Genomic DNA, 12,380 nt, shown 5'->3' with positions numbered 1-12,380 from the left:
GTGAGGGGTGAGCTGGGTCAGGATGCCAGCATGACGACTCAGCGCGCCGAACCCGCGACCACCGCCGACGAACGCAGCATGCTGGAGGGCTGGCTGGACTACCACCGGCAGACCCTCGCCTGGAAGTGCGAAGGCCTGACCGACGCCCAGCTCAGGACCGCCTCGGTGGAGCCGTCCACGCTCTCCCTGATGGGCCTGGTGCGGCACATGGCGGAGGTGGAGCGCAGCTGGTTCCGCCGGGTCCTGACCGACGAGGACGCGGCGCCGATCTACTACACCGAGGCCGACCCGGACGGCGAGTTCCGTCTCACCGAGGCCGACACCTGGCAGGAGGCGCACGACACCTGGCAGGCCGAGATCGAGAAGAGCCGGCAGAACGCGTCCCGCTTCGGCCTGGACGACATCACCGTGGGCAAGCACCGCCGGACCGGAGAGCGGTTCAACCTGCGCTGGCTCTACACCCACATGATCGAGGAGTACGCCCGCCACAACGGCCACGCCGACCTGATCCGCGAGCGCATCGACGGCGTCACCGGCGATTGACGTCAGCACCGGGAGGCCTGAGCACACCGTACGGGGGCGGAGATCACCCGTGCGGGGCAACCTCCGCCGGTCCGCTGTCGCCGAGGTCGCCCGAACCAGCAGAGTGGCGCGAGTGCATCGAACCACGACTACCGCAACGCTCCTGGTCACCGTGGCTGTCTCGGCCCTCACCGGCTGTGTGACGGTCCAGCGTCCACCTGTGTCCGGGCCGCCGCCGACGACGGCACCGTCACGGCTGCCGGGACCGGGGGACGCCCACCCGGACGGTCAGGCGCAGCCGCAGATCGTGCAGGCCCCGGCCCAGGAGGCACTGTCCATGATCGACCCGTCCCGGTCCTCGAAGCCGCAGGGAACCGCGCCGCGCGACAGCGCCCCGGGGACCGCAGCGGCCTCCGCGCGGCCGCAGTCCCGACAGCCCGCACAGGGGCGTCCAGGACATCCACAGCATCCCGCCCGCCCGGCACATCCCGAACCCCGGCACCCGGACGCCGGGCACTACCGGCAGCCCCGGGTCGAGATTCCGGACGTGGCCAGGTCGGTCCCCAAGTCGGTCCCCAAGGGCCCGAAGGACGTCTGCGCTCTCGGCAGGAAGTACGGCGGCTGGCAGGAGGGCAGCCCCGAGTCGGTCATCTGCGACCAGGCGTACGGGCGTTGAGGCACGCCGGTCTCAGGGCCGCTGCCGCGGCGGACCCCACCCTCCGTCAGCGGCGGATCCGCCCTCGCCGAGCCGTAGCTCCAGCCTGCTGATCGCCGCCCGCACACCGTCGCTGTAGTTGTCCTCCCCCAGGGCGTCCGCCGCCCTGCGGGCCCGGCGCAGATGGGTGCGGGCGGCGTCCGTGCGGGCGAGCCGCACATAGTCGGCGGCCAGGTTGAGGTGCAGCGAGGGATACAGGGCGCGCACGGCGAGCGCGCCCTCGTGCCGGCTCAGCCGGTCCTCGGTGAGTTCCTCCGCGGCCGTCAAGGCCCGGAGGTCCCAGGCGAGTTCATCGCAGGGGTCGTCCTGGGCGTCGGCCATGTAGTGCGCCAGGGTGCAGCGGTGCAACGGGTCGCCGTCCTCGCCGATCTCCGTCCACAGGGCCAGGAAGCGGTGCCGGGCCTCCTCGCGGTCCCCCGCGTGACACAGCATGACGACCTGCCCGATCCGTGTCATCACGGTGTCCGGCGCCGCCTGCTCCTGTCGCTCCGTCAAAGCGTCCTCCGGGCCCTTGTCAGCTGTCGTCCCCTGTCCGTCCCGACGCTAGCCGCCGCATCTGACAATCGAGGTCAGGCGGGACCGGGCCGGGGCCGCGCGGCACCGGCCCGGCGGACGGGTCAGCCGAGGTTCGGGATCGTCCAGTCGATGGGCTCGTGGCCCTGCCGGGCGACCGCCTCGTCGATCTGTGTGAACGGGCGGGAGCCGAAGAACTTCTTCGCCGACAGCGGCGAGGGGTGCGCGCCCTTGACCACGACGTGCCGGCTCTCGTCGATCAGGGGGAGCTTCTTCTGCGCGTAGTTGCCCCACAGCACGAAGACGGCCGGGTCGGGCCGCTCGGCCACCGCGCGGATCACCGCGTCGGTGAACTTCTCCCAGCCCTTGCCCTTGTGAGAGTTGGCCTCGCCGGAGCGGACCGTGAGCACCGCGTTGAGCAGCAGGACGCCCTGCCGGGCCCACGGCATGAGGTAGCCGTTGTCCGGGATCTCCAGGCCCAGCTCCTCCTTCATCTCCTTGTAGATGTTCCGGAGGGAGGGCGGGGTCCTGACGCCCGGGCGGACCGAGAAGCACAGGCCGTGGCCCTGGCCCTCGCCGTGGTACGGGTCCTGGCCGAGGATCAGGACCTTCACCTGGTCGTAGGGCGTCGCGTCGAGGGCGGCGAAGACCTCCTCGCGCGGCGGGTAGACGGGACCCTTCGCCCGCTCGTCCTCGACGAACTCCGTCAGCTCCTTGAAGTACGGCTGCTGCAGTTCGTCGCCCAGAACCCCGCGCCAGGACTCGGGCAGCATGGCGGTGTCGGTCACGTCAACGTCCTTACGATGTGCGGTCACTTGCAGGCTTCAGAACCTACAGGCGACCACTGACAGCGCGCCGCTACCAGCTGGTCTTCCAGTACAGCTCCCACATCGTCATCATGGTCGCCGGGTCGATGACCTTCTCGAGACCGGAGATCTCCTCGTTCGCGGCCACGTACTGCTTGCCCTGCCACAGCGGCACCAGCCGGGTGTCGTCCACGAAGACCTGCTGGGCCTCCTCGATCTGCGGCCCCACGGCCCCGCGGTCGCTCTCCGCGCGCGACTCGGGCAGCAGCTTGCCGGTGATCTCGGGGGCGTCGTACGGGGTGCCGAGCGCGTTCTGCTCGCCCACGAAGGGCGCGATGAAGTTGTCGGCGTCGTGGAAGTCTGGGAACCAGCCGCGCCCGAACACCGGGTACTCACCCTTCTGGTAGCCCTCGACGTAGGTCTTCCAGGGGCGGCTCTTGAGGGTGATCTTGAAGAGACCGGAGGCCTCCAGCTGCCGCTTCAGCTCCTGGAAGGCGGGCTTGGTCGTCGAGCCGTAGCGGTCGCTGGTGTACCAGAGGGTCAGCGGGACGCGCTCGGTGATCCCCGCGTCCCTGAGGAACCGCTTGGCCTTGGCCACGCTGGGGTCTCCGAAGTCGTCGAAGAATCCCGTGGTGTGGCCGGTGAGTCCGGCCGGGACCATCGAGTACAGCGGCTCGACGGTGTCCTTGTAGACGAAGTGCACGAGTGCCGGGCGGTCGACGATCTGGGCGACGGCCTTGCGGACCGCGGGCTTCGCGGACCAGGGGTCGCTGGGGTTGAACACCAGGTAACTGATCTCGGTGGTGGGGTTCTCCAGGAGCTGGAGCCCCTCCTTCTGCTGGTTGGTCTCGATGTCCACGGTGTCGGAGGCCCCGAGACCGCGGTACACGACCGAGATCTCCTTGTCCTTGAGGGCCTTGACCATCTCGTCCGACTGCTTGAAGTAGCGGATGGTGACGGCGTCGTTCTTGAGGTCCGCTATGCCCTTGTAGTTGTCGTTGCGGACGAGCTCGGCCTTCTCGCCCTCCTGGTAGGAGTCGAGGCTGTAGGGCCCCGAGCCGCTGATCTTCCCGTCCTTGCGGATCGCGGTCGCGGAGTACTCCGCGGGGTCCACGATCGACATGGCCGGCGTGGTGAGGATCAGGGGGAAGGTGGCGTCGGGCTGGGTGAGGTGGAAGACGACCTCGCGGTCGCTCTTGACCTGCACCCGGGAGAGCGTTCCCAGCAGGCCGGCGGGCCCGCCGTTGAGGTTGATCTTCTTGATCCGGTCGATGGAGTACTTGACGGCCTTGGCGTCCAGCGTGTGTCCGTTGGAGAACTTCAGACCCTCGCGCAGCGTGCAGCTGTACTCGGTGCTCGACGGGTCCGTGAACTCACAGCTCTCGGCCGCGTCGGGTTCGGGGTCGGATCCACCGGGTGAGTAGTTCAGGAGCGTCTGATAGACGTTGCGGAACAGTTCCCAGGAGTTGTCCCAGGAGGCCGCGGGGTCCAGCGTGGCCGGGGCGCTGGTGGTCCCCACGATGATCGCCTTCCCGCCGTCGGAGGAGTCCGAGGAGAACACCCCGCATCCGGCCATCGTGGATATGGACACGAGGGCCGCGAGGGGCGGCAGGTATCGGTTCCGCATGAACACGCGCTTGCTCCTCGAAATGCCGTGCCGAGAGTCGGCAAAACATACCGCAGCGCCACGCACACTCAACCGGTTCGTTCACAGCGAGCTTGATCACCTCGGCGTGATGACCCTGTAAATCCCCTGTGAGGCTTTTGTGCGTTCGACACGGGCGCCCTCGGTGTCAACGGGCGCCCGTGCCGAGACGACGGGGTCAGCTCACTCCGGCGTTGAGGAAGATGCCGCCGTCGACGACGAGCGTCTGGCCGGTGACCCAGTCGGACTGCGCCGAGGTGAGGAAGGCCGCGGCGCCGCCGATGTCGGAGGGCACGCCGAGCCGGGCCAGCGGGTAGGACGCGGCGGCCTCCGCCTCCCGGCCCTCGTACAGGGCCGACGCGAACTTGGTCTTCACGACGGCGGGGGCGATCGCGTTGACCCGCACCCCCGGCGCGAACTCGTGCGCGAGCTGCTGGGTGAGGTTGATCAGCGCGGCCTTGCTGACGCCGTACGCGGCGATGAAGGGCGAGGGCGCGATGCCCGCGACGGAGGCGATGTTGACGATCGCGCCGCCGTTGTCCTTCTGCCAGGCGTGCCAGGTCTTCTGGGCGAAGCCGAGCGCGGAGATCACGTTGGTCTCGAAGACCTTGCGCGCCACACCCAGGTCGAGGTCGGCGATGGGCCCGAACACCGGGTTGGTACCGGCGTTGTTGATCAGATAGTCGACGCGCCCGAAGGCCTCCATGGCGCGCTCGACGGCGGCGGCCTGGTGCGCCTCGTCGTGCGCCTTGCCCGCCACGTGGACGGCACGCTCGGCGCCGAGCTGCTCGACGGCCTCCTTGAGGGAGTCCTCGGTGCGGCCGGTGATGACCACCCGGTCACCGCGTGCGACGAGCGCCTCGGCGATGCCGTAGCCGATGCCGCGGCTGGCGCCCGTGATGAGCGCGACCTTGCCCGAAAGCTCGGGGAGTTGCGAAGTCATGGTCCCGTTTCCCTAGTCGAGCGGTCCGCCGGCGACGTACAGCACCTGGCCGGAGACGAATCCGGCCGCCTCGCCCGTGAAGAAGGCGATGGCGTTGGCGATGTCGTCGGGCTCGCCCACGCGCGCGACCGGGATCTGGGTGGCGGCCGCGGCCTTGAACTCGTCGAAGCCCATGCCGACCCGCTCGGCGGTGGCGGCGGTCATGTCGGTGGCGATGAAGCCGGGGGCGACGGCGTTGGCGGTGATGCCGAACTTGCCGAGCTCGATGGCGAGGGTCTTGGTGAAGCCCTGGAGACCGGCCTTGGCGGCGGAGTAGTTGGCCTGACCGCGGTTGCCGAGGGCGGAGGACGAGGACAGGTTGACGATCCGGCCGAAGCCCGCGTCCACCATGTGCTTCTGAATGGCCTTGGTGACCAGGAACGAGCCCCTGAGGTGCACGTTCAGAACGGTGTCCCAGTCGGAGACGCTCATCTTGAACAGCAGGTTGTCGCGCAGCACGCCCGCGTTGTTGACGAGGATCGTCGGCGCGCCGAGCTCCTCGGCCACGCGCGCGATGGCGGCCTGCACCTGGGCCTCGTCGGAGACGTCCGCGCCGACCGCGATCGCCCGGCCGCCGGCCGCGGTGATCTTCTCCACGGTGTCCTTGCAGGCGGCCTCGTCGAGATCGATCACGGCGACCGCGCGACCCTCGGCCGCCAGTCGTACGGCGGTGGCGGCGCCGATGCCGCGCGCGGCACCCGTGACCACGGCTACCCGCTGCTCTGTGGTGGACATTGCTGGTTCTCCTCGCCCTTGAGAAATCGACCTGGGGAAATCGACCTGAGAATGTACGGCCCATTCGGTGAGCGACCGCTTAGTACCTTCAGCAGACGTGACGCTAGAAGCCATGGCACGCGGTGTCAACGTCCCACGTGCCGGGTGTGATCCATTACCTGACCAGCAGGTCGAGCAGACGCTCCGGTTCGGCGGCCGGATCGGTGGTGAGCCCGGTGTGCACGGGGCCCGGCTGGACGACGGTGGAGCGGGGCGCGATCAGCCAGCGGAAGCGCCGTCCGGCGTCGTCGCGAGCGGCCTGCCCGGCCCCCTCGCCGCCGCCGCAGACCCCCTCGACGGCGTGGAGCGCGGCCCGGACACCGGCCACGTCCGCGTCCGGGTCGAGCGCCCGCAGCCGGGCCTCGTCGAGGTGGGTGCGCACGCCGACGTAGGCCTTGGCGCGGCAGTACACGAGCACGCCCGCGTTGATGCACTCGCCGCGCTCGACGCGCGGCACGACCCGCAGCAGGGCGTACTCGAAGACCTCGCGGTCGTCGGTGCGGCCGCCCCTGATGATGTGGCGCTCGGTCACTGGATCCCCTCGATCCGCTCGTGGACGACGGCCGCGCGCGCGAGCAGCGGCCGTGCGTAGGTCCGCCGGAGTTCGTCCGGCGACTCGAAGCCGGGTTCGCCGGCCAGCCAGGCGTCCGGGATCTCGGCGGTGACCTCGGCGAGGAGGTCCTCGGTGACCCGGGGGGCCAGTTCGGCGGCGGCCGCGGCGACATCCGGTGCGAAGGACTTCAGGACGTGGTCCGAGGCGTCGTAGGGGCGGGCGGCGGACTTCTCGGCGCCGGGCCAGTTGTGCTGCCAGATCATGGTCGCGCCGTGGTCGATGAGCCACACCTCGCCCCGCCACCACAGCAGGTTGGGGTTGCGCCAGGAGCGGTCGACGTTGTTGACCAGCGCGTCGAACCAGACGATCCGGCCGGCCTCCTCCGGGCCGACCGGGAAGGCCAGCGGGTCGAAGCCGAGCGCTCCGGAGAGGAAGTCCATGCCGAGGTTGGTGCCGCCGCTGGACTTCAGCAGCTCCTGCACCCGCTCGTCGGGCTCGCCGAGCCCCAGGTCCGGGTCGAGGTCGAGCGTCACGAGCCGCGGGACCCGGAAGCCGAGCCTGCGGGCGAGCTCCCCTGCCACCACCTCGGCGACCAGCGTCTTACGGCCCTGACCTGCGCCGGTGAACTTGATGACGTACGTCCCGCGGTCGTCGGCCTCGACGAGCCCCGGCAGCGAGCCGCCCTCACGCAGGGGCGTGATGTAGCGGGTCGCGATGGCTTCCTTGAGCATCGCCCCAGGTTACTGGGGGGTGTCTGAACAACGGGCACTCCGGGGCCGTACCTCAGGGCAGTTCAAGGATTCCGTGGAAGGGGACGTCAGCATGGCCAGCGAATCGATTCATCCCGCATCGGCCCCCAGTCGCCGGGTCGTCGTGGCGGCGGTCGGCGCGGCAGGACTCGCCCTCACCCTGAACGCGTGCGGGTCGGAGGACGACTCTTCCTCGTCGTCGTCCTCCTCGTCGTCGTCGGACACTGCCGCCGGCGGCAGTGTCCTCGCGAAGACCTCGGACATCCCCGAGGGTGGCGGCAAGATCTTCAAGGACTCGGGTGTGGTGGTCACCCAGCCCACGGCGGGCGAGTTCAAGGCGTTCTCGTCGAAGTGCACCCACCAGGGGTGTGCGGTGACGGGCATCACCAACGGGGTCATCACCTGTCCGTGCCACAAGAGCGAGTTCTCGGTGACCGACGGCAGCGTGAAGAAGGGTCCGGCGACCCAGCCGCTGCCCGAGGAGAAGATCACCGTCAGCGGCGACTCGATCTCGCTCGCATGAGAGGTCAGACGCGCCCGGGGCGGCGGGGTCGTCCCAGACAGGTCAGCATCTCGTCCGTGGTGGCGAGGGTGGCCACGAGGGCGAGCGTGTGACGGATCATCGCCGGGGTGTAGTCGGAGGGCACCCCGGCGATGGCGTCCGTCACCACCACGACGGTGTAGCCGCGGTTCACGGCGTCGAACACGGCGCTCGGGACGGCCACGTTGGCGGAGACACCGGTCACCACCAGTGTGCGGCAGCCGAGGTTGCGCAGGAGCGCGTCGACCTCGGTGCCCTGGATCGGCGACAGGCCGTGCAGCCGTCGTACGACGAAGTCCTCCTCGCTCACCTCGATCGGGGCCGCCACCCGCACCGCGGTGGTCCCGGACAGCTGCTGGACGGGCAGGCGTTCGGCGGCACGGAAGAGCCGGGCGTTGCGGTTGGTGCCGCGTCCGTCCGGACGGCGTTCGGCGATCGCGTGGATCACCTGGACCCCGTTCCCGTGCGCGGCGGCGACCAGTCGGGCTACGTTGGCGAGGGCACCCGAGGTCCGTGCCTCACGGGCGAGTTCGGGCAGCGCGCTCTCCGGTCCGACGACGCCCTGCTGGCATTCGACGGTGAGCAGGACAGTGCTCTCGGGAGCGAGGAGTTCGCTGAGTTGTTCGTACGACGGCACGGTTCCCCCTGGTCGCCGACGGCCCGGAGCCGGTGACAGTAGCCACCATTGCGTCGGGACGGAAGACGACCCATCCTTTTCTGACGTGATGTCAGAGGATCTCTCCTCTGACACGACGTGAGAGAAAGAGGGGGGACGCATGACCGTCACTCAGCGCCGTGGCCGGAAGATCATGATGACGCCGGGCGAGCTGGACGAGTTCCTGACCAGCCAGCGCACCTGCCGGGTCGCCACGGTCTCCGCCGATGGCGCTCCGCATGTGAGCACGCTCTGGTTCGCCTGGGACGGCACCTCGTTGTGGCTGTACTCCGTCGTGCGCAGCAAGCGCTGGACCGATCTGCGCCGCGATCCACGGGTCGCGATCGTGGTCGACACGGGTGAGGAGTACGACGAGCTGCAGGGCGTGGAGTTGTCCGGGACCGTGGACTTCGTGGGCGAGGCTCCGCGCACCGGAGAGCTGCGCGCGGAACTAGACGTCCCGGAGACGCTGTTCGCCCGCAAGAACTTCCGCCTGGAGGAGATGCCGCACGACGGCCGGCACGCCTGGATACGGCTGACCCCCGAGAAGATCGTCTCCTGGGACTTCCGCAAGCTGGGCCCGGCGTAGGGCTGTCCGGCGGACGAGACCGAATACGGGGGGAGAAAAACGTGCTCAAACGGCCTCCCCCGCCGCCGACTTCAGCGCCTCGACCGCCGCCCGGATCGACGGGCGGCGGTCGGCGTCCGCGCGCCACACGGCGTAGATGTGCCGGCTGACCGACTGCCGTACGGGCACGGTCCGCACGCCCGCCGGGATCGGCCCGCGCCCGAGCCGGGGCGCCACGCACACGCCCAGACCGGCGTCGACCAGCGCGAGTTGGGTCGGATGCTCCTCCGCGCGGTGCGCGACGCGGGGTTCGATGCCCTTGGAGCGGAGGGTGTGCATCAGCCACTCGTGGCAGAACTCGCTCTCGCCCCAGGTGACCCAGTCGTCGTCGGCGAAGTCCTCCAGGTCGACCTCGTTCCGGTGCGCGTGGCGGTGGGTCGCGGGCATCGCCACGTCGGCCGTGTCGTCGACGATCGAGGCCTTCACCAGCCCGTCGGGCATGGGCAGCGGCTTGTTGTACCAGTCCAGGACGACCGCGAGGTCGTAGTCACCGCGGATCACTGCGAGGACCGCTGATTCCGGCTCCATCTCGCTCGAGCTGAGCCGCAGGCCCGGATGTGCGGAGCGCAGGCCCGCGATCGCGGCCGGGAACAGTCCGCGTGCGGCGGTCGGGAACGCGGCGAGTCTCAACTCCCCCACCACCTGGCCGCGTTGGGCCTCCAGGTCGGACTGGGCGAGTTCCACCTGGGACAGGATGCGTGCCGCGTGGTCGGCGAGGAGCCGGCCGGCGTCGGTGAGCCGCACCCCCCGGCCGTTCTTGGCGAGGAGCTGCTGCCCGACCTCGCGCTCCAGCTTGGACATCTGCTGCGAGACGGCCGAGGTCGTGATGTGCAGGCCCTCGGCGGCGCCGCTGACCGAGCCGTGCCGGGCGAGGGCGTCGAGGGTGCGCAGGCGCTCCAGGTTCAACATGTAAGCAATACTACGAGATATCTCGCTCGAAAACTCGCTTGTGCTACGAGATCATGTACCGGATCGTGGTCGGCATGACCACCGCGACCGTCACCGAAGCCCCGCCGCGGACCACCCGCCGCCCCGCCCTCGACTGGCGCCTGCGCTTCGGCGGGCTCTCGCTGATCTGGGGATTCAGCTTCCTGCTCATCAAGGTGGGCACCGAGGGGTACGCACCCTTCCAGGTCACGCTCGGGCGGCTGGTGTTCGGGACGCTGGTGCTCGCGGCGGCGATGGCGGTGCGGCGGGAGCGGCTCCCTCGCGGGGTACGGACGTGGGCTCACCTGGCGGTCGCGGGTTTCCTGCTCAACGCACTGCCGTTCTCGCTCTTCGCCTACGCGGAGCTGACGATCCCGTCCACGCTGGCGGGGATCTGCAACGCGACCTCGCCGCTGTGGGGGATGGTCCTGTCCGTCGTCGCACTGTCCGAGGACCGGCCCACGCGCGTGCGGGTCGCCGGGCTCGGGCTCGGATTTCTGGGGGTGGCTGACGGTTCTCGGGGCCTGGCAGGGGTTCAGCGGGCTGGACGGCAGGGGGACGGCGATGGCCCTGCTGGCCTCGCTCAGCTATCCGATCGGATGGATCTACGTGCGTCGGACGCTGGCCGGTGTGGGGTACTCCCATATATCCCTGATGGGGGCGCAGTTGCTGTTGGCCACGGTTCAACTGGCGGTTGCCACTTCGCTGTTCTCCGGGATTCCCACCCATGTCGATGTCCTGCCGCTGCTTGCGATCGCGGCGCTGGGCGCGCTGGGGACGGGGCTGGCCCTGCTGGTCCAGTACGGGCTGGTCGCCGAAGTGGGGCCGACCACCGCGCAGATGGTCACGTACTTCATTCCGGTCATCGCCACGGGAGCAGGGGTCGCGGTGCTCGGCGAGTCGTTGAGCTGGTCGACGCCCGTGGGTGCGGTGATCGTGCTCGCGGGGGCGGCGCTCACTCAGATGCGGTTCCCCGCGCACGCCCCTGAAGGCAGCTCACCTTCCCCTTAGACATGGCTCCGGGTCAACGACGGACCCAAGGCCCTCGCGATGGCGTCCGCCAGGTGGGGCACCTCCGCGGTCGTCAACGTCGATACGGTCACGCGGATCCCCTGCGGTGCGCTCATTCTGAAGCGGGCGCCCGGGGCCACGGCCCATCCCGCGTGCAGGAGGCGGGACACCGCACCCGTCTCGTCCGGGACCGGGATCCATACGTTGAGGCCGCTGCGGCCGTGGGCCTCGACTCCGCGTTCCGCGAGTGCGCCGATCAGCCGGTCGCGGCGCTCGCGGTACGCCGCCGCCACCTCCGCCGTGTCCAGTACGCCCTCGGACCACAGGTGCACCACCGCCCGCTGGGTGATGCGACTGACCCAGCCGGGACCCAGGCGGTGGCGGCCGTGGACGCGGTCGACGGTGACCTCGTCGCCGGTGAGGACGGCCAGGCGCAGATCGGGGCCGTAGGCCTTGGCCACCGAGCGGACGAAGGCCCAGTGGCGGGTGACTCCGGCCAGGGGGTACAGGGGCAGGTCGACGATGCCGTGGCCGTGGTCGTCCTCGATGAGGAGGATGTCCCGGTGATCCTCCAGGACGGCGCGCAGGGCACGCGCACGCGTGGCGGTCACCGAGGCGCCGGTCGGGTTCTGGGCCCGGTCGGTGATGATCAGGGCTCGGGCGCCCGACTCCAGGGCCCTGCGTACGTCGTCGGCGCGGGGCCCCTCGTCGTCCACACCCATCGGGGCGACGCGCAGGCCGAGTGCCGGGACCAGGTCGAGGAGGCTGCCCCAGCCGGGGTCCTCCACGGCGACCGTGTCGCCCGGCTTGAGGTGGGCGGCCAGGACGCGCTCGATCACGTCCAGGGAGCCGGAGGCGACGGCGAGAGGGCCCACCGGAACGCCGTCCGCGTCCAGCGCCTCTCGCGTCAGCCGCGACAGCTCCGGGTCGACGGTCGCCTCTCCGTACAGCACCGGCTCCCGGTCGCCCTGTTCGGCGGCGGCGGCGAAGGCCGGCGCCAGCGGGGGCAGCAGCGCCGGGTCCGGGTTGCCGTTCGCCACGTTCCGCACGCCCTCCGGGACCTCCACCCGGATGTACTCGCGTCCCGTGGTGGCCGGCTTCGACCGCACCCGGCTGCCCCTTCTCCCGGCGGTCTCGATGACCCCGCGCTCACGCAGGGTGCGGTAGGCGGCCGCGACCGTATTGGGATTCACTCCGAGCTCCACAGCCAACTCCCGCATGGGAGGCAGCAGTTGCCCGGGGGCCAGCTCTCCGGCACCCACCGCGCTCTCGACGCTCGCCGCAATCTCGGATGCACGTCGGCCTTCGATCCGATATTCTCCTAGCACAAAGCAGATTATGCACTAGTGCAATGGAGAC

15 protein-coding genes and 1 pseudogene are annotated in these 12,380 nt (G+C 70.1%); 5 read left to right on the top strand and 11 right to left on the bottom strand.

The genetic code is table 11. The annotated features are described in order from the left end of the window. Nucleotides 1–30 precede the first annotated feature (30 nt). Together M2157_RS39965 and M2157_RS39960 are read left to right on the top strand one after the other, a co-directional pair. On the top strand, nt 31–543 hold the full coding sequence (locus tag M2157_RS39965; RefSeq protein ID WP_280856283.1) for a DinB family protein: 513 nt from the start codon (nt 31–33) through the stop codon (nt 541–543). A gap of 199 nt (nt 544–742) precedes the next feature. Continuing rightward, complete coding sequence (locus M2157_RS39960; protein ID WP_280867583.1) at nt 743–1,198, top strand: hypothetical protein; 456 nt, start codon at nt 743–745, stop codon at nt 1,196–1,198. Nucleotides 1,199–1,210: 12 nt separating this feature from the next. Here the strand turns inward: M2157_RS39960 and M2157_RS39955 are convergent, their stop codons facing one another. The 7 genes from M2157_RS39955 to M2157_RS39925 all read right to left on the bottom strand — a co-directional run bounded on the left by M2157_RS39955 (nt 1,211) and on the right by M2157_RS39925 (nt 7,241). After that, nucleotides 1,211–1,732 carry a hypothetical protein gene (locus M2157_RS39955; RefSeq protein ID WP_280867582.1) on the bottom strand — a complete coding sequence of 174 codons (522 nt, stop codon included), beginning with the start codon at nt 1,730–1,732 and terminating at the stop codon, nt 1,211–1,213. Between the two features lie 122 nt (nt 1,733–1,854). Further along, nucleotides 1,855–2,538: a uracil-DNA glycosylase gene (gene ung / locus M2157_RS39950; protein WP_266524768.1), complete on the bottom strand. Its 684-nt coding sequence runs from the start codon at nt 2,536–2,538 to the stop codon at nt 1,855–1,857. A 70-nt stretch (nt 2,539–2,608) separates the two neighbouring features. Next, complete coding sequence (locus M2157_RS39945) at nt 2,609–4,189, bottom strand: ABC transporter substrate-binding protein (RefSeq protein ID WP_280856287.1); 1,581 nt, start codon at nt 4,187–4,189, stop codon at nt 2,609–2,611. A 190-nt stretch (nt 4,190–4,379) separates the two neighbouring features. Continuing rightward, nucleotides 4,380–5,144 (bottom strand): SDR family oxidoreductase, encoded by a 765-nt coding sequence (locus tag M2157_RS39940; protein WP_280856288.1) that lies wholly within the window; start codon nt 5,142–5,144, stop codon nt 4,380–4,382. A 12-nt stretch (nt 5,145–5,156) separates the two neighbouring features. Continuing rightward, nucleotides 5,157–5,918 (bottom strand): 3-oxoacyl-ACP reductase FabG, encoded by a 762-nt coding sequence (gene fabG / locus M2157_RS39935; RefSeq protein ID WP_069766276.1) that lies wholly within the window; start codon nt 5,916–5,918, stop codon nt 5,157–5,159. Nucleotides 5,919–6,072: 154 nt separating this feature from the next. Further along, nucleotides 6,073–6,489 carry a DUF3037 domain-containing protein gene (locus tag M2157_RS39930; RefSeq protein WP_280856290.1) on the bottom strand — a complete coding sequence of 139 codons (417 nt, stop codon included), beginning with the start codon at nt 6,487–6,489 and terminating at the stop codon, nt 6,073–6,075. Next, nucleotides 6,486–7,241, bottom strand: coding sequence for a HipA family kinase (locus M2157_RS39925; protein WP_280856291.1), 756 nt, complete (start codon nt 7,239–7,241; stop codon nt 6,486–6,488). Before M2157_RS39925 ends, M2157_RS39930 begins: the two co-directional genes overlap by 4 nt. 91 nt (nt 7,242–7,332) lie before the next feature. On the opposite strand from M2157_RS39925, the gene M2157_RS39920 reads away from it, so the two are divergent. Next, on the top strand, nt 7,333–7,782 hold the full coding sequence (locus tag M2157_RS39920) for a Rieske (2Fe-2S) protein (RefSeq protein ID WP_280856292.1): 450 nt from the start codon (nt 7,333–7,335) through the stop codon (nt 7,780–7,782). 4 nt (nt 7,783–7,786) lie between these two features. On the opposite strand, the gene M2157_RS39915 is transcribed toward M2157_RS39920, so the two are convergent. Continuing rightward, a complete protein-coding gene (locus M2157_RS39915) occupies nt 7,787–8,437 on the bottom strand; it encodes a cysteine hydrolase (RefSeq protein ID WP_280856293.1) in 651 nt (216 codons plus the stop codon). Between the two features lie 139 nt (nt 8,438–8,576). Between M2157_RS39915 and M2157_RS39910 the strand changes: the two genes are divergently transcribed. Next, nucleotides 8,577–9,044 carry a pyridoxamine 5'-phosphate oxidase family protein gene (locus tag M2157_RS39910; protein WP_057610529.1) on the top strand — a complete coding sequence of 156 codons (468 nt, stop codon included), beginning with the start codon at nt 8,577–8,579 and terminating at the stop codon, nt 9,042–9,044. Between the two features lie 45 nt (nt 9,045–9,089). Here the strand turns inward: M2157_RS39910 and M2157_RS39905 are convergent, their stop codons facing one another. Together M2157_RS39905 and M2157_RS39900 are read right to left on the bottom strand one after the other, a co-directional pair. Continuing rightward, nucleotides 9,090–9,992, bottom strand: coding sequence for a LysR family transcriptional regulator (locus M2157_RS39905; protein WP_280856294.1), 903 nt, complete (start codon nt 9,990–9,992; stop codon nt 9,090–9,092). 43 nt (nt 9,993–10,035) lie between these two features. After that, nucleotides 10,036–10,182, bottom strand: coding sequence for a hypothetical protein (locus M2157_RS39900; RefSeq protein ID WP_280868383.1), 147 nt, complete (start codon nt 10,180–10,182; stop codon nt 10,036–10,038). Here M2157_RS39900 and M2157_RS39895 point away from each other — a divergent pair. Further along, nucleotides 10,133–11,021 (top strand): annotated as a pseudogene (locus M2157_RS39895) (DMT family transporter). The gene M2157_RS39900 and the pseudogene M2157_RS39895 sit on opposite strands and share 50 nt — an antisense overlap. Here M2157_RS39895 and M2157_RS39890 read toward each other — a convergent pair. Then, nucleotides 11,018–12,349: an aminotransferase class I/II-fold pyridoxal phosphate-dependent enzyme gene (locus M2157_RS39890; protein WP_280867581.1), complete on the bottom strand. Its 1,332-nt coding sequence runs from the start codon at nt 12,347–12,349 to the stop codon at nt 11,018–11,020. The pseudogene M2157_RS39895 and the gene M2157_RS39890 overlap by 4 nt on opposite strands. Between the last annotated feature and the right edge of the window lie 31 nt (nt 12,350–12,380).

The sequence above is a fragment of the Streptomyces sp. SAI-127 genome (genome assembly GCF_029894425.1).
In the GTDB taxonomy this organism is placed as follows: domain Bacteria; phylum Actinomycetota; class Actinomycetes; order Streptomycetales; family Streptomycetaceae; genus Streptomyces.
Note: the sequence above shows the minus strand (reverse complement) of the source record. Positions and strands in the feature narration are given on the sequence as shown.